Below are 20,988 nucleotides of genomic sequence, written 5' to 3' on the forward strand. Positions count from 1 at the left end.
CGCCGATTTCGTCCTAGCGTGCTCGACATTTGTATAGTCACGGAGCGTCAGGTGTCGCCTGGTGTTCGTTCGTCCCCCAAGCTGCGAAGGCAGTAGTGTTGGCCCATGCAGCAGGGCGTGGAGCAACTGGTAGAGCAGGTGGCGCAAAAGCTGGGCCGCGGACTGTCCCTGGAGGACCTGGACGGCGTGCTGCTGGCTTACAGCTCGAACCAGTCCCATGCTGACCGCGTGCGCGTGAACTTCCTGCTCAGCAAAAAAGTGCCGGCGGACGTGAGTGCCTGGCAGCTGTCCCACGGCATTGCGACAGCGGTGCGGCCGGTGGTGGTTCCGGCGAACCCGCTCCTTGGAATGCTCGGCCGTGTGTGTGTCCCGCTGATGGTTCGTGGCTTCCGCGTGGGCTATCTCTGGGTGCAGCAGGACTCCGTGGAGGAAAACCCGACGGCGATCCTCACCCAATTGCCGTCAGTCAACAACGAGTTGGAGATGCTGTCCGGGCTGCTGCTCGACTCGAACACCGCGGAGTCCGAGTTCCGGCGGGGGCGTGAGCGGGAGTTCCTGGCTGCGTGTGCCGGGGAAGCAAACGCGGTGGCGGCAGTGGCAGGGTGGAATGAGGTGCAGGGCCGCGGGCCGTGGCAGATGGTCAGTGTGCTCGATGCCGACGGCTGGGCCGGCGGCCCCGATCCCATCGCGTCCACCCTGATCCACCGGTCAGCAGCGCTGCAGGCCACGATCGGCGTGGATGCAACCCTCTTCAGCGCCGGCACGGAAACCCACTCGGTGGTGCTGTTCCGCGAGTCAACGGGAAGGGCGAACCATGCGCAGGTCCTGGTCCATTACCAGCTGGAGTTGGCCAAGCGCTCCGGCCGGCCGGTCCACCGGGTCATCCTGGGGATCAGCGAAGGGTTTGCCAGGCCGCGGGAGCTCGCCGAGGCCTACCGTCAATCAAAAGTGGCTGCGCAGGCCGCTGCCGTTGATCCCCAGCTCGGGGAACTGGTGGACTGCCGGTCCACCGGCGTTTATCAGCTCCTGGCCTCTGCCGGAGGAGGGGCCGGCGCCTGGGCTGACTCTGGATCCGTCTACTTCCGCATGCTCGAGGACCACGACCGCAACGGTGAACTCATCCCGGTCCTGGAACTGCTGTACGACAACGACGGCTCCGTCCAGGATGTGGCTGCGAAACTCCACCTGCACCGGAGCAGCATCTACAACCGGCTGGGCCGGATCCGCCAGCTGTTGGGCGTGGACCCTCTGAAGGGGCTGCCCCGCCTGGAACTCCACGCGGCCCTCAAAATGCGCCGCTGGGCACTTCGGCCCCGGATCTGACGCGAGGATCAGCCGCCGTCGGCCTCATTGCCGGCAGCCTGATCCGTAGCAGCCTTCTTCTGCCGGTCCTTCTTCTGCCCCTCCAGCCACGCCATGATCGCCGCCAATGGGATCCGGCGGTGGCTGCCGCGGTACTCCACAGGGATTTCCCCGCGGTCCGTCATGTTGCGGAGGTAGGTGTGCGAAATTCCCGCCAGTTCTGCCGCCTTGGAGGTGGTCAACATGTCCTCCACGCTGCTCACGGTCACCGCCTCGCCGCGGCTGAACCGCTGCAGAAGGTCGACGACGGCGTCCCTCGCCACGGGCGGCAGGCGGTGGACGGTGCCGTCCACAAAAACGGTGATGTCGTCGCTGCCGGCCAGAGCCTGCTGGAGCTTCACGGCCTCCTCGGGCGGGAGGGCGCCGGCCATCCTGGGAGCAATCAGTGCCATGGCTCCAGCCTACCGGTGCGTCCACGCCTGCCGGTGTGCCCCGCGCTCCGGCGGTAAGCTCGCCTAATGGCATTAGGTGATGGCAAAGACGTGCAATCCGGCGGTTTACAGGGAAGGCTCTACGCCTCCGTCCATCCGGGGGAGGCTGGAGCGCGGCCTACTTATGTGCTGCTGCACGGCATCGGTGTTTCCCACCGCTACCTGGCGCGGCTGCATCAGGAACTGGCGAAAGAAGCGGACGTCTACTCCTTCGACCTGCCCGGCTTCGGGAAGTCGTCAAAACCCGGACGCCAGTTGCAGGTCGAAGAGTTTGCGGCGTTCGTGAGCGCTGTCCTCGCGGAAGCCGGAGTCCATCACTATGTCCCGGTGGGCCATTCCATGGGCACACAGTTCGCAGTGCAACTGGCGCTGCAGGAACCTGAGCGGGTGGACGGCGTCGTTCTGATGGGCCCGGTGGTGGAGACCAGGAGGAAGTCGGTGGCCAGGCAGGCGATGGCACTGACGCGGGATTCGATGTTCAGCGAGTCGCTGACCTCGAACGCCATCGTGTTCAGCGACTACCTCCGGGCAGGCCCGCGCTGGTACCTGACGGAATTGCCCGTAATGATGGAATACCCGCTGGAGGAACGGCTCGCGGGGGTCACCCAGCCGGTGCTGGTGCTCCGCGGCACCAAAGACCCCATCGCCCGCCGCCCCTGGTGCGTGAAGCTCGCCGAGGTTGCCCGGCAGGGAACCATGGCCGAGATCCTGGGCCAAGGCCATGTCTTCCAACACACTGCCCCGGAAACCGCTGCGCAGGCCATCAGCGGCTGGGTCAGGGCCGTCAACGGCTTCGGCGTCCCGGCCTGACAGAGCCCCCCGCCATCACGGCGGGGGCCAGGGGCGTCAGAGCCCGAGTTCCTCCAGGACCGGCAGCTTCTCCCGCACCCACGCGCGCGCCTCGGTGGCGCTGGGGGCAGACAAGGCAAGCTTGGCCAGCTGCTGCGCCTCATCCAGGGTGACCGTCTTCAGCACCGCTGCAACGGCGGCAAGGGACCGGGCGGTCATGGACAGCGTTGCCACGCCCAGGCCGGTCAGTACGACGGCGAGGGCAGGGTCCGCGGCCGCCTCGCCGCAGACGCCCACGGGCTTGTTGCTGCCCTCGGCCCGTGAGCCCTCCACAGTCAGCCCGACCAGGCGCAGGACTGCAGGCTGCCAAGGGGTGTTGAGGTTGGCGAGCGGGCCAAGCTGGCGGTCCGCGGCCATGGCGTACTGGGTCAGGTCGTTGGTGCCCAGGCTCGCGAAACCCACTTCGCGGAGGATGGCTTCAGCAGTGAGGGCAGCGGACGGGACCTCCACCATCACGCCGGGGGTCTTGATGCCGGCATCTGCACACATGGAGGCAAAGCGGGCAGCCTCTTCCGCCGTCGAAATCATGGGGGCCATGACCCACACATCCGCTTCCGACTGCTTCTCCGCCAGCGCGATGGCTTCCAGCTGGCGGTCCAGGACGCCCGGCGTGGTGAAGTCCGTGCGGTAGCCGCGGACGCCCAGGGCGGGATTGGGCTCCGTGGAGTCGGTCAGGAACGGGAGCGGCTTGTCGGCGCCGGCATCGAGCGTCCGCAGGACCACCTTTTTGCCCGGGAAGGCGTCAAATACGCTCTTGTAGGCCGCGGCCTGCTCTTCCACGGAGGGTTCGGTATCCCGTTCCAGGAAGCAGAACTCGGTGCGGAAGAGGCCCACGCCCTGGGCGCCCAGCTTGGCGGCCGCCTCGGCGTCCTTGCCGCCGCCCACGTTGGCGAGCAACGGCACAAGGTGGCCATCCGCCGTCGCGCCCGTTCCGCTGAACTCGGCCAGCAGCGAAGCGGTGGCCGCCCATGCCTCCGCCGCTGCCAGCAGGGACTGGTCAGGCTCGGACGTGATGCTGCCCGCCGCGCCGTCAACATACACTTCGGTGCCATCCGGAAGTTCGTCCACGCCGACGGCCGCCACGACGGCGGGAAGGCCGAGCGAGCGGGCGATGATGGCGGTGTGGGACTGGGGCCCGCCGCCCGCGGTGACAAGGGCCAGGACCTTGTTCGGGTCCAGGGTGGCGGTGTCGGCCGGGGCCAGATCCTCGGCCACCAGGACAAAGGGGGTGCTGGACGCGGGGATGCCGGGCGCGGGAACACCGCGCAGTTCGGCGACGATGCGGGCTCGCACATCCAGGACGTCGGTGGCGCGCTCGGCCATGTAGCCGCCCAGGTTGTGCAGCATTTCCGAGACGGAGGAACCGGACTCCCAGATGGCGCGTTCACCCGACATGCCGCGGGCAATGAGCTTGGCGGCACCCTTGATCAGCATGGTGTCCTTGGCCATCAGCGCCGTGGCTTCAAGGACTGCTTTGCCGTCGCCGGTGGCGTGGGCTGCGCGGGCCTTGAGTTCGTCATGCACTGCCTGGGATGCCGCCTTCAGGGCTGCTGTGGCTTCCTCGGCGGTGGTCCCTGCTGCCAGCTGTTCGCCGGCGGGAGGTTCGCTGATGGGTTTGGGCATCTGCCGCACGGTGCCGATAACGCGGCCTGGACTGACGCCTACTCCTGGGAAGTTCTGCACTGAAGGTCCTCATTCTCTGCCGGTTGCCAGGCCCGCCGATGTTGTCCGGCGCCATGCCGGTCCGCCGGAGGACTGCTACGTCCGGAAGCGGGAAACGTGCCTGAAAAAAATTGTATGTGATTCAGTTCATATAGCAATGCTATAGGTGCTAGGGTAGCGGTTATGAGTTTGGATGGCCAGCTTCCCCCCAAAATGCGGCTGCTCCGTGCAGCGGCAGAACTGCTGGCAAATTCTGCGGGAGCGCCCGTCTCCACCCGCCAAATCACGCAACTGGCAGGGGTGACGGCGCCCACGCTGTACCACCACTTCGGTGACAAGGAAGGCTTGTTTGACGCCGTCGTCGCCGCAGGGTTTGAAGAATATGTTGCGGGCGAAAGGGACTTCGCCCCCTCCGGACAGCCGCTCGAGGATATCCGGAGAATGTGGGACAACCACGTGCAGTTCGGGCTCAACCAGCCGGAGCTGTACCTGGTGATGTTCGGCAATATCCGCCCGGAAAGCCGCCCCGCCATCGTTGCCGATGCCGAGGCGCTGATGGAGGAGATGTTGAACAAGGCAGCGGTGGCGGGCCAGCTGAACGTCCAGCCCAGGGAGGCGGCCAGGTCCATCCTGGCGGCGAACGTGGGCGTGACGCTGATGCTGATTGCGGAACCCGCCTCCGACCGGAACCTAGAACTGTCCACCATGACCCGGGACGCCATGATCTTCGCGGTGTCCGCGGAGCCCGCCAACGGCGCGGCCCCGGGCAGCGCCGGAAAATCCTCGGTGGTGGTGGCAGCGATCGCCCTGAACGCCGCACTTCAGGCCTCGCACTCAGACCAGCTCTCCAGCTCGGAACTCAAACTCTTCCTCGAATGGCTTCACCGGATCTCCACCAGCCCGGCCGGCTGAAAAGCGCCACACAGTTCCACCAGTACGTCGTTGTAAGTATCGGACCATCCTGCGGAGCAGCGGGAATGACGGTTAGGAAATCACATGGCAACAGAGACAGTTGCGAAACCCCGCACCAGCGTGCGGGTTGGCGTCCAGAAATTCGGGACGTTCCTGTCCGGAATGATCATGCCCAACATCGGCGCGTTCATCGCCTGGGGGCTCATCACGGCTCTCTTCATTGAAAAGGGCTGGCTGCCTGTTCCGCAGCTGGGCGGGTTCGGCGAGACAAACGGTGTGCCGAACACAGGCCTTGTGGGGCCGATGATCACGTACCTGCTGCCCCTCCTGATCGGCTACACCGGCGGCAAGATGGTCTACGACGTCCGCGGCGGCGTGGTGGGCGCCATCGGCACCATGGGCGTGATTGTGGGTGCCGGCATCCCCATGTTCATCGGCGCCATGATCATGGGCCCGCTGGGCGGCTGGACCATGAAGAAGATCGATTCGATCTGGGACGGCAAGATCCGCCCCGGCTTCGAGATGCTGGTCAACAACTTCTCGGCAGGCATCTGGGGTGCACTGCTTGCCATGCTTGGCTTCTATGCGATCGCTCCGGTGGTCTCGGCGTTCAGCGCCGGTGCCGGCAATGTGGTCCAGTTCCTGGTCAACAACGGCCTGCTGCCGCTGACCAGCATTTTCATCGAACCTGCAAAGGTCCTCTTCCTCAACAATGCCATCAACCACGGCGTGCTGACCCCGCTGGGCGTCCAGCAGTCACTGGAGCAGGGTAAGTCGATCCTGTTCCTGCTTGAGGCCAACCCGGGCCCGGGCCTTGGCATCCTGCTGGCTTACATGTTCTTCGGCCGCGGCGCAGCCAAGGCGTCCGCCCCCGGTGCCGCCATCATCCACTTCCTGGGCGGCATCCACGAGATCTACTTCCCGTACGTGCTGATGCGCCCGCTGCTGATCCTGGCTGCCATCGCCGGCGGCATGACCGGCATCGCCACCCTGGCCATCACCAACTCCGGCCTGGTTGCACCGGCTGCCCCGGGTTCCATCTTCGCTGTGCTTGCCCAGACCTCACGTGACAGCTACATCGGCGTCATCCTCGCGGTCCTGCTGGCCACGGCGGTGTCCTTCCTGGTGGCCTCGGTCATCATGAAGACCACCCGCCACAGCGACGAGGGCGACCTGAACGCTGCCACCTCCAGGATGGAGCAGATGAAGGGCAAGAAGAGCTCCGTTTCGTCCACCCTCACCGGCGCAGGCGCCGCTGCCGGCGGCGGCGGGGTTGGTGTCCTGGCGGGACCGGTGCGGAACATTGTTTTCGCGTGCGACGCCGGCATGGGCTCGAGTGCCATGGGAGCCTCCGTGCTGCGCAACAAGATCAAGGCCGCCGGCTTCCCGGACGTCAAGGTCACCAACGCCTCCATCGCCAACCTCAAGGATGACTATGACGTTGTGGTCACCCATCAGGACCTGACCGAACGCGCCAAGCCGGCCACGTCCAGCGCGGTCCACTACTCCGTTGACAATTTCATGAGCAGTCCGGAATACGACGAGATCGTGGAGCTGGTCAGGGATAGCAACACCGAAGGTTCAGTGGCAACGGAAGGCCCGGACGCCGGTGCGGGAACGCCGGGCGGAGCCTCCGCCTCTGGACCTGCGACGGGCGTAGCCGGCGCAGCTGCCGCAGGCACCGCCGTCGGAACATCCGAAACCGAAGCGTCAGCAACTGGAACCGCCGAAATCCTGGCCCGGGAAAGCGTAGTGCTCCGCGGAACGGCCACTACCCGTGACGCCGCCATCGACGAAGCCGGCCGGCTGCTGCTGGCCCGCGGGGCCGTGGACGAGGATTACGTCCGGGCCATGCACGAGCGCGAGCAGTCAGTGTCCACGTACATGGGCAGCTTCCTGGCCATCCCGCACGGAACCAACGCGGCGAAGGACCACATCCGGAAGTCCGCAGTGTCCGTGATCCGCTATCCGGAAGGCATCGACTGGAACGGCAAGCAGGTCAAGTTCGTCGTGGGCGTCGCCGGCATCAACAACGAACACCTGCACATCCTGTCCTCCATCGCGAAGGTCTTCACCAACAAGGAACAGGTGGCCCGGCTGGAGGCCGCAACGTCCGAGGACGAGGTCCTGGAGCTCTTCGGAAAGGTCAACGCATAGTGAAGGCAGTACATTTCGGCGCCGGAAACATTGGGCGGGGCTTCGTGGGCCTGCTCCTGCACAACGCAGGCTACGAGGTGGTGTTCGCCGACGTCGCCGAGGAGCTCATCAACCAGCTCGCCACAGCGGACAGCTACGCCGTACACGAAGTGGGGGAGAACCCCGCGGTGCGGACCGTGAACAACTTCCGGGCATTGAATTCCAACACGCAGGAGGAAGAGCTCATCGCGGAAATCGCGACGGCGGACATCGTCACCACCGCAGTGGGGCCGCACATCCTCAAGTTCGTGGCTCCGGCCATCGCCAGGGGCATCGTGGCCAGGGGGACCGGGCTGGCCCCGCTGCAGGTGATGGCCTGTGAGAATGCCATTAACGCCACGGACATCCTGGCCAAGGAGGTGGCCTCCCAGCCGGGTGCCACCGCCGGGGTGCTGGACGGCAAAGCGGTGTTCGCCAACACCGCCGTGGACCGCATCGTCCCCAACCAGGAAGCCGGCCAGGGCCTGGACGTCACGGTGGAGACGTTCTACGAATGGGTCATCGACCGCACCGCCTTTGCCGGTGCCGCCCCGGAAATTCCGGGCGCCACCTTTGTGGACGAGCTCTCGCCCTACATTGAGCGGAAGCTGTTCACCGTCAACACCGGCCACGCTTCGGCTGCCTACTTTGGATACGAGGCGGGTTTGGAGAAAATTTCCGACGCCATGGCGGACCAGGACGTTGCCGAGGACGTCCGGGCGGTGCTGGAGGAAACCAAGCAGCTCCTGGTGGCAAAACACGGTTTCAGCAATGACGAGCAGGAGGCCTACGTCCAGAAGATCCTGGTCCGGTTCTCCAACCCGTACCTGCCCGATACCGTGAACCGGGTGGGGCGTGCTCCGCTCCGCAAGCTGAGCCGGCACGAGCGGTTTATCGGACCGGCCGCGGAACTGGCCGAACGCGGTGTGGTGCCGGAGGCGCTCCTGGGCGCCATCGCCGGCGCCCTGCGGTTTACCGATCCTGCTGATGCCGAGGCAACAGAGCTGGCCGGCATCCTGGCGTCGTCCAGCCCGGAAGAGGCCACTGCCCGGATCACCGGCCTGGAGCCCGGGCACCCGCTTTTCAACGCCGTCTCCACACTTGTGGAGGAGCGGCAGGCGGAGGTCACCCGCACCTCCGCCTAAGCCTCGCCGTGCCCCGACGCGCGCTCACTTACTGCAGCTATTAAGGCGACGCGCGCTCAGATCCCGCGGGCATCTGGCCAACGCTCGCTCACATCACGACGCCGGCACTCACCTCGGTGCCGGCGTCGTTCTGTGTGACCTCTCCCACTTATGACGGATTACGGTCGCTTCTGTTTTGAAGTTAGCCTTCCCTTACTTATAGGCTCTGTTTCATTAGGCAACGAAGTTGTGACGTATTAGCCGAGCGGAGATAAACGTGAAGAAGAAGCTGTCGAGCTTTGTGGGGGCACTTGCGGCGGGAGCGGCACTTTTGACCGCCACCGCCTGCGGAGGAAGCGCGACGGCGACGCCCGCCGAGGAAGCGGCCACCATCACCGTGGAGCACGCCCAGGGCAACACCGCCAACGTCCCCGTCAACCCGGAGAAGGTTTTCACGTTCGATCTCGGCGTCCTGGACACCCTGGACGCACTTGGCGTCGAGCCCGCAGGTGTGCCGGAAGCCGCCTACCCTGAGGCGCTCAGCAAGTACGGCGACGCGAAGTACACCAAGATCGGTTCCCTGAAGGAGCCTGACTTTGAGGCTGTCAGCGCAGGTGACCCGGACCTCATCATCATCTCCGGCCGCACAGCCGGGGCCTATGAGGAACTGAGCAAGATCGCCCCCACCATCGACCTGTCCATTGATGCGAAACAGCCGCTGGACAGCTTCAAGGCCCAGACCGAAAAGCTCGGCACCATCTTCGACAAGTCAGCGGAAGTGGAAGAGAAGCTCGCCGCAGTGGACACCACCATCGCCGAGACCAAGGCCAAGGCTGCCAATGCCGGCAAGGGCATGATCGTCCTGACCTCCGGCGGCGAAGTGACCGCCTACGGCGCCGGCTCACGCTTCGGCATCATCCACGACGTCCTCGGCGTTCCCACCGCCGCCGACGTCAAGGTTGACGGCAGCCACGGTGAAGCAATCTCCTTCGAATACATCAAGCAGGCCAACCCGGACATCCTGTATGTGATCAACCGCGACACCGCGGTTGGCACCGAAGCCTCCGCCGCCAACCCGATCCTCGACAATGAACTCGTGCAGTCCACCAACGCCGCCAAGAACAACAAGGTCATCAACCTCGACCCCGCCGGCTGGTACATCGTGGGCTACGGCCTGAACAACGTCCAGGCCATGGTGGACGCCGTCGCCGACACCGTGGCCTGACGCAGCCAACCCAGTTCGACGCCCATGACCGCCACCGCCGTGCGCCCGTTTGCGCCGGCAACGCGCAGCCAGGCCCGCCACAGTGCAGGCCTGGCTGTGGCCGCAGCTGCGATCCTTGTCCTCGCGGCCGCCAGCATGTTTGTGGGCGTCAGCGACGTCTCGCTTCCGGCCCTCCTGGCGGGGGACCCGGCCACGGTGGAAGTCTTCTGGATATCCCGTGTTCCCCGGACCCTCGCCGTGCTGCTCGCCGGAATGGCGGTGGCCGTGGCCGGCCTGATCATGCAGCTCATGGCTCGGAACCGCTTCGTGGAGCCCTCCACGGTGGGGACGGTTGAATCCGCCACCCTGGGGATCCTGGTGGTCACGGTCTTCGCCCCGCAGGCGCCGGTGCTGGTGAAGATGCTCGTGGCCAGCGCCTTCGCGCTGCTGGGGACCGCGCTGTTTCTAGCCATCCTGCGGCGGCTGCCTGCCCGCAACACCCTGCTGATCCCGCTGGTGGGCATCATGCTGGGCGGCGTCATCGCCGCCGTCACCACGTTTTTCGCCTACCGCTACGACCTCCTGCAGACCCTGAGCAACTGGATGATCGGCGACTTCTCCGGGGTCCTGCGGGGCCGGTACGAGCTGCTCTGGATCGTCGCCGTCCTGATGCTGCTGGGACTGCTCGCTGCCGACCGGTTCACCGTTGCCGGCATGGGCCAGGACTTCACCACCAACCTGGGACTGAACTACGGCCGGACCATGCGGCTGGGACTGATCATCGTCTCGCTGATCTCGGCGGTGGTGGTCACCACTGTGGGGGCCGTTCCCTTCCTGGGCTTGGTGGTACCCAACATCGTGTCCCTCATCTTCGGCGACAACTTGCGCCGCGCCGTGCCCTGGACGGCCCTCTTCGGCGCCGCGTTCGTGCTGGTGTGCGACAGCATCGGCCGGACCATCCGCTACCCGTACGAGGTCCCCGTGGGAATGGTGATGTCAGTGCTGGGCGCCATTCTCTTCCTCGCCCTGATCCTGAGGAAGCGCAATGCCTGAAAGCACAACGCTGCTGCCGCCCGTGAAGAAGCCGGCCGCAAAAGGTCCGACGGCGGGGATGCCGCAGAAGCTCAAAGCCGCCATCCGCAACGCCTCGCCCCGCCTGGTGCTGGGCGTCCTGCTCGCGGCCACAGCCGCCGTCGTACTCTTCTTCCTGTTCTATGAACTCAAGGGCAACGTGGGCTACATCCTGCCGCGCCGCGCCGTGAAGGTGGCCGCCATGCTCCTGGTGGCCGTTGCGGTGGGTGTGTCCACGCTGCTGTTCCAGACCGTCACCGCCAACCGAATACTCACGCCGTCCATCATGGGCTTCGATTCGCTGTACATCCTGGTGCAGACGGCCATGGCTTTCACGCTGGGGGCCGCCGCGGTGGTGACGGCCCCGCCTACGCTCCAGTTCGGTGTCGAAGTGCTGCTGATGGTGGCATTCAGCGCGCTGCTGTACCGCTGGATGTTCACGGGTGCCACCCGGTCCCTCCATCTGCTCCTGCTGGTGGGTGTCATCCTGGGGAGCCTGTTCCGCGGACTGTCCTCGCTGCTGCAGCGGCTGATGGAGCCGAGCGAGTTCATCATCCTCCAGGACCTGTTTTTTGCCAGTTTCAACAACGTGGACCCCGCGCTGCTGGGCGTCTCGGCGGTCCTGGTTGCCGTTGTTTGTTCCCTTGTGTGGCGGGCCCGGCACACGCTGGATGTCTTGGCATTGGGCCGGGATGTTGCCATCAACGTGGGCGTGGACCACCGCAAAGTGGTGATGCGCGTGCTGCTGGGGTGCTCGCTGCTGGTGGCGGTGTCCACCGCGCTGGTGGGGCCTGTGACGTTCTTCGGGCTGCTGGTGGTGAGCCTGGGCTACCAGCTGTGCCGCGGCTTCAGCCATGCCTGGCTGCTGCCCATCGTGGTGCTGATCGGCGCTGTCGCCCTGGTGGGTGGGCAGCTGCTGCTGGAGAAAGTGTTCGGCTTCGGCACGGCCCTGAGCGTGGTCATCGAATTCGCCGGCGGCATCCTGTTCCTTTACCTCCTCCTGAAAGGGTCCTTGAAATGACCTGCCCTCTGCCCGGCGCCCGAAGCCTGGCCGTAACCCGGGGAGCCCGCCCATGATCGACGTCCGGAACGTCTCCAAGAGCTACAGCGGCCAGGCAGTCCTCGACGACGTGAGCTGCGTGATCCCGCAGGGCGGCATCACCTCCATCATCGGTCCCAACGGGGCGGGAAAGTCCACTCTGCTCTCACTGATCAGCAGGCTCCAGCCGCTGGAGGCCGGCGCTGTCTCCGTGGCCGGGCTGGACATCGCCTCCACGGACAGCCGGGAACTGGCCAAGACCATGGCCATCCTGCGGCAGGAGAACCACCTGACCATGCGGCTGACCGTGCGGGACCTCGTGGCTTTTGGCCGCTTTCCCCACTCCGGCGGCCGGCCCACGGTGGAGGACCTGGCCAAGGTGGAGGAAGCCATCGCCCACCTGGACCTGACGCCCATGGCGGACAAATTCGTGGACGAGCTCTCCGGCGGCCAGCGCCAACGGGCGTTCATCGCCATGGTTCTGGCGCAGGACACCCAGTACCTGCTGCTGGATGAGCCGTTGAACAACCTGGACATGAAGCACTCGGTGGAGATGATGCGGCTCCTGCGCCGGCTGGCCGACGAGTTCGGGAAAACCATCGTCCTGGTGGTCCATGACATCAACTTCGCGTCCTGCTACTCGGACACCATCCTGGCCATGAAGGACGGGCGGCTGGTCCACCAGGGCAGCCCCCGGCAGATCATGCAGCAGGCAATGCTCCGCGACGTATATGACATCGACATCCGGATTGAAGACATCGACGGCAACCGGATCGGCGTCTACTTCGCCTGACCGCGGGCTTCGCTCCTACCGCAGGGCACCCTTAAACAGACATTGCACCCTGGAATTCCGGGGTGCAATGTCTGTTAGAGGGTGCCCTACTGCGCCGAGTAGGGGTGCAGGTTGCTAGTCCTTCTTAGAGCCCTTGGCCACAAACAGCGTCTCGGCCTGCTCCAGGGACATGCCGTTGGTCTCCGGCACCTTGAACATCACAAAGAAGAACGACGCTGCGGCGAACAGCGCGTACATGGCGTACGTCAGCGGCAACGAACCCGCGGCCATGACCGGGAAGCTTAGCGTGATGGCAAAGTTCGCCACCCACTGCGCGGCGGCGGCCAGGCCAAGGGCGCGGGCGCGGATCCGGGACGGGAAGATCTCACCCAGGAGGACCCACACCAGCGGACCCCAGGACGCGCCGAAGCTGACCACAAAAACGTTCGCCGCCACCAGTGCCACCGGACCCCACGCTCCCGGCAGGGAAATCTCCGAGCCGGAGCCGACAGCCGAGGAGAACGCCAGGGCCATGGCAGCCAAAGACACGGCCATACCCACCGAACCCGCCAGCAGGATGGGGCGGCGGCCGATGCGGTCCACCAGCGCGATGGCCACAAGGGTGACCAGGATGTTGGTGACGGAGGTGGCCACCGAGATGGTGAGCGAGTCCTTCTCCTGGAAGCCCACCGCCTTCCACAGCGTGGTGGAGTAATAGAAGATCACGTTGATTCCCACGAACTGCTGCAGGACGGACAGGATGATGCCCACCCATACGACCGCCTGCAGGCCGAAGGTCTTGCCGCGCAGCGAACCCTTCTGGCCGGCCAGTTTGTCCTCTTCGATCGCTTCACGGATCTCGCGGATGTGCCGGTCTGTGTCCTCGGCAGGAGCGATCGAGTCAAAGACCTCGCGGGCTTCGTCCTCCTTGCCCAGGAACACCAGGAAGCGCGGGGATTCGGGCAGGGTGTAGGCCACCCAGCCGTACACCACTGCGGGCAGGGCGGCGGCCAGGAACATCCAGCGCCAGGCCTCAATCCCCAGCCAGAACGCCTGGTCTGCGCCGCCGGCGCTGGTGGCGAACAGCGCGTCAGACAGCAGGGCGGCGAAGATGCCCGTGGTGATGGCAAGCTGCTGCAGCGAGGCGAGGCGGCCCCGGACCTTGCGCGGCGAAATCTCTGAGATGTACGCCGGGGCAATCACCGAGGCCAGGCCGATCCCCAGCCCGCCCACCAGGCGCCAGAAAATCAGGTCCCAGACGCTGAAGGCGAAGCCGGTGCCGAGGGCGCTGACCAGGAAGAGCAGCGCACCCAGCTTCATGGCGGGAATGCGGCCATAGCGGTCGGCAACCTTGCCGGCCAGGTACGCACCGGCGGCGCAGCCCAGCAGGGCGATGGCCACGGCGAAACCAGTGACAGCCTCCGACAAAGCGAACTCGTCCTTCATGGCATCCACGGCGCCGTTCACCACGGACGAATCAAAACCGAACAGGAACCCGCCCACCGCACCTGCAAGCGCCAGCCAGATCACCCGCCGCGGTATCTGGGCGGTTGTCTGCTCCTGGGCAGTGGGCATGGTTCTCCCTTGGTCTGGGGTTCGGTGGATGCGGTGCGGACGTCGTCGGCTGCGGAACCGGCCACCTGGCCGGCGCACACGCGTTACACAGTGTTCCACGCCACCGCCCGAGGTTCCACTTGGCGACTTTCGCCCCCTTAGGCAGAAGACGACGACGGCGGGAGACGCCGCCGTCGGACGCTGACCGTCCTCACCACTCACCGGGGAAAGGAGGAACCCTCCCGCACTTGAGGTGCAGGAGGGTTCGTTAGCCGCTTAAATATGAGCGCGCGTCTGGAAAAATCGCGCCACAAGTGAGCGCGCGTTTCAGTGGGCCATGGCCGCCGCGCTGTCCTCGGTGGATGCCTTCTGGTCCGTGAGCTTTTTGTTCGGCAGCGCGAAGCTGATCAGGAAGGCGACGCCGGTGAGCACGGCTGCGGTGAGCATCACGGTGTCGATCGCGTACGCGAAGCCCTCCGTGATGGGGCGGGTCAGCGTGCTGTTGGCGGTGTGGAGCCAGCTCGTGTCGTTAAGGGACTCGTTGGAGGCCCCGTTCCGGAAGAACTCGTAAAGCTTTGCGTTGGCGGGGTCCGCGGCCACCGCGGGATCCTGAAGGACCGCCTGGTAGTCGGCATTTCCCAGTGCTGTCTTCATGGTGTCTGCAATCCGGCCGGCGGCCAGGCTGAACAGCATGGAGATGAACACGGCAGTTCCTACTGCGCCGCCCATGGAGCGGAAGAACGCGGCGGAGGAGGTGCCCACGCCCATGTCCCGGCGCGGCACGGACACCTGCATGGCCAGGGTGAGCGGCTGCATGCAGAAGCCCAGCCCCATGCCGAAAAACACCGCGATCAGTCCCGGAACCCACAGGCCGGTGTCCACGCCCAGGGACAGTCCCATCGCCACGGCGGCGGCAGTGAGGATGGCCGTGCCCATGATGGGGAAGATGCGGTAGGTGCCGGACGATGAAATGGTGCGGCCGGCCGTGATGGAGCCGCTGAGGATGCCGATGGTGAAGGTGATCATCATCAGGCCGGCCTCGGTGGGGGTGAGGCCCTTAACCAGCTGCAGGTACATCGGGAGCATGGCGATGGCCCCGAACATGCCGATGCCGATGATGAAGTTCAGCAGCGAGGACAGGCCAAACGTGGCGTTCCGGAACAGCCGAAGCGGGATCAGTGCGTAGTCCCCGGCTCGCTTTTCGGCCAGCAGGAACCAGATAATGCCGACCACGCCCAGGCCGTAGCAGAGGAAGGAGTTCAGGGACGCCCAGCCCCAACTGCGGCCCTGTTCCGCCACCAGCAGCAGCGGCACAATGGCCAGGGTGATGGCGGCCGCACCCCAGTAGTCGATTTTCTGCTTCACGTGCTTGGCGGGCAGGTGCAGGAACAGGAACACCACAGTCAGCGCGGCCAGGCCGATGGGCAGGTTGATAAAGAACACCCAGCGCCAGCCTTCGAAGCCGAGGATGTTGGCGGAACCGGCAAACGCGCCGCCCACCACGGGTCCCAGTACCGAGGAGACGCCGAACACGGACATGAAGTAGCCCTGATACTTGGAGCGGTCCTTCAAGGACACGATGTCGCCAATGATGGTCAGGGCCAGTGCCAGCAGGCCGCCGGCACCCAGGCCCTGGACGCCGCGGGCCACAGCCAGTTCGGTTATGGAGTGGACAGAGCCTGCGTACAGGGATCCCGCCAGGAAGATCACGATGGCGGTCAAGTACAGCGGGCGGCGGCCAAAGATGTCGCTCAGCTTGCCGTACAGCGGGGTGCTGACGGTGGAGGTAATGAGGTACGCGGTGGTGGCCCAAGCCTGGAGCGAGAGCCCGTCCAGGTCGTTGGCGATGGTGTAGATGGACGTGGACACGATGGTCTGGTCTAGCGATGCCAGGAACATGCCCAGCATCAGGCCCACCATCACGGTGACAATTTGGCGCTGCGTCAGGGCTTCTCCAGCGGCGCGCGCGGCAGTGGGTTTGGACATGGGTGCTCCAAAGAAGGGGGACAAGCGATAGTTGCTTTCAGTAACTATCCTACGCCCCGGCCTATTCCCTCGGAGCGAAAAGTTCCCGGTCTTTCCCCCGGGAGGCGATCAGCGCTCCACGAGGATCCCGTCCGGGTCGCACCAGATCATCACGCCGGTCCGGATGGTCACGCCGTCAATCTCCACGTCCACGTCAACTTCGCCGGCGCCGGCCTTGGCACTCTTGCGCGGGTTGCTGCCCAGTGCCTTCACGCCGAGGTCCAGCCGGGCAATCGCCTCGCGGTCCCGGATCGCTCCGTTGATGACGACGCCGGCCCAGCCGTTCGCCACGGCGCTTTCGGCGATCATGTCACCCATCAGAGCCGTCCCCAGCGAGCCGCCGCCGTCCACCACGAGGACGTTGCCGCTGCCCGGGTTTGCCAGGGTGGACTTCACCAGGGCGTTGTCCTGGAAGCAGCGGATAGTTCGTACCCGTCCACTGAATTGGGAACGGCCGCCCAGGGACTGGAACTGCAGCGCAACGGATGCCAGCTCATCGCCGCGCTCGTCGTAGAGGTCCGCCGTGTTGATGGCAGGGGTAGAAGCAGCGTTCATGTGGTTCTCCTTTGAGCCTCGGGGTGCCGCGCGCTCGCAACTGCCCCCGGCGTGCGGCACAGACGCCGGGCAAGGCCCACGATAGTCTGATTTCCAGCATCAGCACCTGCCCCGGGGGGAACCAGCAATGAGCCTGTCCAACACACCGGTCCCGCCGGACGTTCCGCGGACCACGACGGCGGCGCTCGCCGAGCCGACGCAGAAGGTCACCGCGCGCTGGGTCACCGGGCTGGTGCTGGTCAATGTTGGCATAAACGCCGCGTTCTTCGGACCCATCAACATCTTTATCGCCCAGCAGGCCACTGGCATCGACGAAGCCAACAAGGAAGCCATCGCCTCCCTCGTGCTTGGGTGCGGGGCCGCCGTGTCCTTGGTTGCCAATCCGCTCTTCGGTGCGCTGTCCGACCGGACGGTCTCAGGCTTCGGCCGGCGTTCCCCCTGGGTCCTCGCGGGTGCCATCCTGGCCACGGCAGCGTTGCTGGCATTGTCCGGGGCCACGGCTGTCGCCCTGCTGGTTCTGTTCTGGTGCCTGGTCCAACTGGGCGCTAACGCGGCCTACGCAGCCATCACCGCCGCCATTCCGGACCGCGTGCCGGTGCTGCAGCGCGGCGGCGTGGGGGGACTGGCCGCCCTGGGCCAGACGGCGGGGATCCTCCTCGGTGCGGTCTTCGGGGCGGTGGTTTCCGGCAACTTCATGGTGGGTTATTGGCTGTGTGCGGCCGCCCTGCTGTTCTCCGTGCTGCCCTACTTGTTCCACCGGAATGACCCGGCGCTGCCCAGAGAGCTCCGCCCGCCGTTCTCGTGGGGCAATTTTCTCCGCGGCTTCTGGATCAGCCCGGCCCGCCACCCGGACTTCGCGTGGGCGTGGCTCACCCGCTTCCTGGTCAACGTCTGCAACCAACTGACCATTGTGTACCTGATCTTTTTCCTCACGGACGTCATCAAGCATGAGAACCCGGCGCTGGGGGTCCTGACCCTTACTGGCATTTATGCAGTGTTGGTGATGATTACTGCGGTGTTCGCGGGGCCGTGGAGCGACCGGGTGGGCAAGCGCAAGCCATTCGTGATCGCCTCCTCCGTCATGATCGCCATGGCAGGCCTCACCATGGCGTTCTTCCCCGTGTGGACCGGCGCCCTGATTGGGGCCGGCATCCTAGGCATCGGCTTCGGCGCCTACCAGGCCGTTGACTTCGCCCTGCTGACGCAGGTGCTCCCGCAGGCCTCGGACCGTGGCAAGGATATGGGGGTCATTAACGTGGCCGCCTCGCTGCCGCAAGTATTCGCGACAGGCCTCGCTTTCCTCGCGGTGACGCAGTTCGGCGGGTACGGCACCCTCTTCACCACGGCGGCCGTAATCGGGCTGCTGGGCGCTGTGTTCGTCGTCAAGATCAAGGGCGTGCGCTGACCCTGCCCGGGGGCCGGAACTAAGGCAACTGACTAATTACGCCACACTACCGTGCCGTATAGTTGACCCGGATTGCAGGCGGTCCGGGATGGGGACGCTCCCGGCTGCTGCACTGTCAAACACAACCCGGAATACAGATGCCTGAGACCTTTCCAGACCATCCGCCCATGGCAGCCATGCCCTCCGCTCCACGCCAGCGGCTCCGCTACGCGCGCATCCTCGAGGCTGCTGCCGGCTTCGCCCGGAAGGGCTTGGACGCAGTGGAGCTGCCCGAGGTGGCGGCCAAGGCTGACGTGCCCTTGGGTACCCTGTACCGCTACTTCCCCACGAGCACCCACCTGATGCTTGCGCTCTACCGCCATCAGCTTGAGGAGCTGCGGGGTGCCGGCCGGACCACTGCCTCGCGGTTCCGTGGCAGGGCCCTGGGCGGATTGGTGATGGAGGTCTTCCATATGAGGGTCATGCAGCCGGCGGTGGAGCAGTGCTTGAGCCGCGGCGTCTACCTTCCGGAGCGGGACACAACCGTCCTGCTGCGCGAAATCGACGCGCTGAGTGAAAACGTTGTGGCCAACGCCTGCGGTGACGCCACTGCGGCCAGGGTGCTCCTGCTGACTGTCACTGGTCTGGTCCAGGCTGTCCGGAACCGCCGCCTTTCGCTCTTCGAAGCCGAGGAAGACCTCAAAAAGGCCTGCGCGCGCCTCGCTCCGGCCACCGAGGGCAGCTACACACTCCATCAAAGCGCGTAATCGGTCTAGACCAATCGCTGCTTAAGTCCGCTTTATTGCCGTGACATGAGTCACGATCGGCCGTGAAAAACCGTTTTGGCACGCCGGACCGCCGTCAAGTCACCCGCAAGCGCCCCGCCCGCTGCCTACCATTGTCGAAATGGAGCAACAGGGCACATCCCTGCAGCTCCTGTGGACCCGCCACCCTTGGGTTTTCCGCCGCACCACTTTCGCCTCAGGCCCGTCCGGGCCCGAGCCCCACGTGCCGTGTGCCCACGGCGAGCACCAGGAGACAACGACGTGTCCATTGACGCAATCGCAGCCACTGATAATTCCGCAGCCACCGCACTAAGCGAAGCCGAGATCTTCGACGCCCACCAGGGCGGCAAGCTCTCCATCGCCAGCACGGTGCCGCTGTCCAACAAGCGCGACCTGTCCATCGCCTACACCCCTGGAGTGGCTGAAGTCAGCCGCGCCATCCACAAGCAGCCTGAGCTTGCCCGCACCCTGACCTGGGCCGAGCGCCTGGTGGTCGTGGTCAGCGACGGCACCGCCGTCCTGGGCCTGGGCAACATCGGAGCCAGCGCCTCACTGCCCGTGATGGAGGGCAAGTCCGCCCTGTTCAAGACCTTCGGCGACCTGGACTCCATTCCGCTGGTGCTCAACACCACGGACGTGGACGAAATCGTGGAAACCCTGGTGCGCCTGCGCCCCAGCTTCGGCGCAGTCAACCTCGAGGACATCTCCGCACCGCGGTGCTTCGAGCTGGAGGAAAAGCTTATTGAAGCCCTCGACTGCCCCGTGATGCACGACGACCAGCACGGCACCGCCGTCGTTGCCCTTGCAGCGCTGACCAACGCCGCCAAGGTGACCGGCCGCCAGCTGGAGAGCCTACGCGTTGTGGTCTCCGGCGCAGGGGCGGCGGGCATCGCCGTCGCGGAAATCCTGCTCGCCGCCGGCATCACCGACGTGGTCCTGCTGGACTCCCGCGGCGTCATCAACAGCGCACGGACCGATCTCGTCGCGGACCAGGGCAGCAAGAAGTCCGACATCGCCGGCCGCAGCAACCCCCGTGGCGTCGACGGCGGCCCCGCCGAGGCCCTCACCGGAGCCGACGTCTTCATCGGTGTCTCCTCCTCGAAGCTGGACGAGGAGCACCTGGCCCTGATGAACCAGGACGCCATCGTGTTCGCCCTCTCCAACCCGGACCCGGAGGTCCTGCCTGAGGTTGCAGTGAAGTATGCCGCCGTGGTGGCCACCGGCCGCAGTGACTTCCCGAACCAGATCAACAACGTGCTGGCCTTCCCGGGCATCTTCCGCGGGGCCCTGGACGCAGGTGCCCGGCGGATCACCCCCGCCATGAAGCTCGCAGCCGCCTATGCCATCGCCGAACTCGCGGCAGAGGACCTCGCCGCCGACTACATCGTGCCCAGCCCGCTGGACCCGCGCGTCGCACCGGCCGTCACCGCGGCAGTCGCCGCTGCGGTGGAAGCGGAGTAGCAGCCCCAACCCTGACGGGAATGACGACGGCGGTGCCTCCTCAGCGAGGGAAGCACCGCCGTCGGGGGTTAAGCGGGCTCAACCATAGACTGGGGATCATGAACTCGGAAACCGTGGTGACCGTCCTGTGCGGCCTGGCGATTCTTGTAGGCGTGGCAGGCACCGTGATCCCGGTGCTTCCGGGCAGCATCCTCATCGGCGCCAGCCTGCTGGCGTGGGCCATTTGGGGCGGTGCCGGCACCGCGGGCTGGGTGGTGTTCGCCATCGCCATGGTGTTTGTGGTTGCGGGCATGGCCGCCAGTGCCGTCCTTACGGGCAGGAAGCTCAAACAACACGCCATACCCAGCGGAAGCATTGCGGCCGCGCTGGTCACGGGCGTGGTGGGAATGTTCATCATTCCCGTGGTGGGGCTCTTCGTCGGTTTTGCCGCGGGCCTGCTGCTCAGCGAATTCCTCCGCACGCGGAACATCGGGACGGCGACGACGTCCAGCTGGGCTGCCCTCAAAGCCACAGGGCTGGGAATGCTCGCTGAGTTCGGGCTGGCCTGCCTCGCGGCCAGCACCTGGGTGATCGGCGTCTGGGTCGCCGCCGCCAACGGCTGAAGCGCTTGCGGCCCATACGCA

At 65.7% G+C, this 20,988-nt stretch carries 18 protein-coding genes; 13 read left to right on the top strand and 5 right to left on the bottom strand.

Translation table 11 applies throughout. From position 1 onward, the window contains the following. Positions 1-105 precede the first annotated feature (105 nt). Complete coding sequence (locus QFZ70_RS18500; protein ID WP_307097682.1) at positions 106-1,323, top strand: CdaR family transcriptional regulator; 1,218 nt, start codon at positions 106-108, stop codon at positions 1,321-1,323. An 8-nt stretch (positions 1,324-1,331) separates the two neighbouring features. On the opposite strand, the gene QFZ70_RS18505 is transcribed toward QFZ70_RS18500, so the two are convergent. Further along, positions 1,332-1,754: a helix-turn-helix domain-containing protein gene (locus tag QFZ70_RS18505; RefSeq protein WP_307097684.1), complete on the bottom strand. Its 423-nt coding sequence runs from the start codon at positions 1,752-1,754 to the stop codon at positions 1,332-1,334. A gap of 66 nt (positions 1,755-1,820) precedes the next feature. On the opposite strand from QFZ70_RS18505, the gene QFZ70_RS18510 reads away from it, so the two are divergent. Then, positions 1,821-2,603: an alpha/beta fold hydrolase gene (locus tag QFZ70_RS18510; RefSeq protein ID WP_307097685.1), complete on the top strand. Its 783-nt coding sequence runs from the start codon at positions 1,821-1,823 to the stop codon at positions 2,601-2,603. A 36-nt stretch (positions 2,604-2,639) separates the two neighbouring features. Here QFZ70_RS18510 and ptsP read toward each other — a convergent pair whose 3' ends face one another. Next, positions 2,640-4,325 carry a phosphoenolpyruvate--protein phosphotransferase gene (gene ptsP, locus QFZ70_RS18515; protein WP_307097686.1) on the bottom strand — a complete coding sequence of 562 codons (1,686 nt, stop codon included), beginning with the start codon at positions 4,323-4,325 and terminating at the stop codon, positions 2,640-2,642. A 162-nt stretch (positions 4,326-4,487) separates the two neighbouring features. Here ptsP and QFZ70_RS18520 point away from each other — a divergent pair, with 162 nt between their 5' ends. From QFZ70_RS18520 to QFZ70_RS18550, 7 genes are all read left to right on the top strand, one after another. Beyond that, positions 4,488-5,216 carry a TetR/AcrR family transcriptional regulator gene (locus QFZ70_RS18520; RefSeq protein ID WP_307097688.1) on the top strand — a complete coding sequence of 243 codons (729 nt, stop codon included), beginning with the start codon at positions 4,488-4,490 and terminating at the stop codon, positions 5,214-5,216. An 84-nt stretch (positions 5,217-5,300) separates the two neighbouring features. Continuing rightward, positions 5,301-7,373 (top strand): PTS mannitol transporter subunit IICBA, encoded by a 2,073-nt coding sequence (locus QFZ70_RS18525; RefSeq protein ID WP_307097690.1) that lies wholly within the window; start codon positions 5,301-5,303, stop codon positions 7,371-7,373. After that, on the top strand, positions 7,373-8,536 hold the full coding sequence (locus tag QFZ70_RS18530; RefSeq protein ID WP_307097691.1) for a mannitol-1-phosphate 5-dehydrogenase: 1,164 nt from the start codon (positions 7,373-7,375) through the stop codon (positions 8,534-8,536). The genes QFZ70_RS18525 and QFZ70_RS18530 overlap by 1 nt, the downstream gene beginning before the upstream one ends. A 256-nt stretch (positions 8,537-8,792) precedes the next feature. Further along, a complete protein-coding gene (locus QFZ70_RS18535; protein ID WP_307097693.1) occupies positions 8,793-9,740 on the top strand; it encodes a siderophore ABC transporter substrate-binding protein in 948 nt (315 codons plus the stop codon). 24 nt (positions 9,741-9,764) lie between these two features. Continuing rightward, a complete protein-coding gene (locus tag QFZ70_RS18540; protein ID WP_307097694.1) occupies positions 9,765-10,772 on the top strand; it encodes an ABC transporter permease in 1,008 nt (335 codons plus the stop codon). A gap of 58 nt (positions 10,773-10,830) precedes the next feature. Further along, positions 10,831-11,811 carry an iron chelate uptake ABC transporter family permease subunit gene (locus tag QFZ70_RS18545; RefSeq protein ID WP_373461694.1) on the top strand — a complete coding sequence of 327 codons (981 nt, stop codon included), beginning with the start codon at positions 10,831-10,833 and terminating at the stop codon, positions 11,809-11,811. 52 nt (positions 11,812-11,863) lie between these two features. Next, positions 11,864-12,622 (top strand): ABC transporter ATP-binding protein, encoded by a 759-nt coding sequence (locus tag QFZ70_RS18550; protein WP_307097696.1) that lies wholly within the window; start codon positions 11,864-11,866, stop codon positions 12,620-12,622. A gap of 114 nt (positions 12,623-12,736) precedes the next feature. On the opposite strand, the gene QFZ70_RS18555 is transcribed toward QFZ70_RS18550, so the two are convergent. The 3 genes from QFZ70_RS18555 to rraA all read right to left on the bottom strand — a co-directional run bounded on the left by QFZ70_RS18555 (position 12,737) and on the right by rraA (position 16,735). Then, positions 12,737-14,176 carry a sugar porter family MFS transporter gene (locus tag QFZ70_RS18555; RefSeq protein WP_307097697.1) on the bottom strand — a complete coding sequence of 480 codons (1,440 nt, stop codon included), beginning with the start codon at positions 14,174-14,176 and terminating at the stop codon, positions 12,737-12,739. Between the two features lie 306 nt (positions 14,177-14,482). Further along, positions 14,483-16,141 carry an MDR family MFS transporter gene (locus QFZ70_RS18560; RefSeq protein WP_307097698.1) on the bottom strand — a complete coding sequence of 553 codons (1,659 nt, stop codon included), beginning with the start codon at positions 16,139-16,141 and terminating at the stop codon, positions 14,483-14,485. Between the two features lie 108 nt (positions 16,142-16,249). Further along, a complete protein-coding gene (gene rraA, locus QFZ70_RS18565) occupies positions 16,250-16,735 on the bottom strand; it encodes a ribonuclease E activity regulator RraA (protein WP_307097699.1) in 486 nt (161 codons plus the stop codon). 127 nt (positions 16,736-16,862) lie between these two features. Between rraA and QFZ70_RS18570 the strand changes: the two genes are divergently transcribed. From QFZ70_RS18570 to QFZ70_RS18585, 4 genes are all read left to right on the top strand, one after another. Beyond that, positions 16,863-18,140, top strand: coding sequence for an MFS transporter (locus QFZ70_RS18570; RefSeq protein ID WP_307097700.1), 1,278 nt, complete (start codon positions 16,863-16,865; stop codon positions 18,138-18,140). A gap of 137 nt (positions 18,141-18,277) precedes the next feature. Next, positions 18,278-18,886, top strand: coding sequence for a TetR/AcrR family transcriptional regulator (locus tag QFZ70_RS18575; protein WP_307097701.1), 609 nt, complete (start codon positions 18,278-18,280; stop codon positions 18,884-18,886). Positions 18,887-19,165: 279 nt separating this feature from the next. Then, positions 19,166-20,365 carry an NADP-dependent malic enzyme gene (locus tag QFZ70_RS18580; protein ID WP_307097702.1) on the top strand — a complete coding sequence of 400 codons (1,200 nt, stop codon included), beginning with the start codon at positions 19,166-19,168 and terminating at the stop codon, positions 20,363-20,365. A 98-nt stretch (positions 20,366-20,463) separates the two neighbouring features. Then, complete coding sequence (locus QFZ70_RS18585) at positions 20,464-20,967, top strand: DUF456 domain-containing protein (protein WP_307097703.1); 504 nt, start codon at positions 20,464-20,466, stop codon at positions 20,965-20,967. Positions 20,968-20,988 lie beyond the last annotated feature (21 nt).

Origin of the sequence: Arthrobacter sp. V1I9 (genome assembly GCF_030817075.1) — a bacterium.
GTDB lineage: Bacteria > Actinomycetota > Actinomycetes > Actinomycetales > Micrococcaceae > Arthrobacter.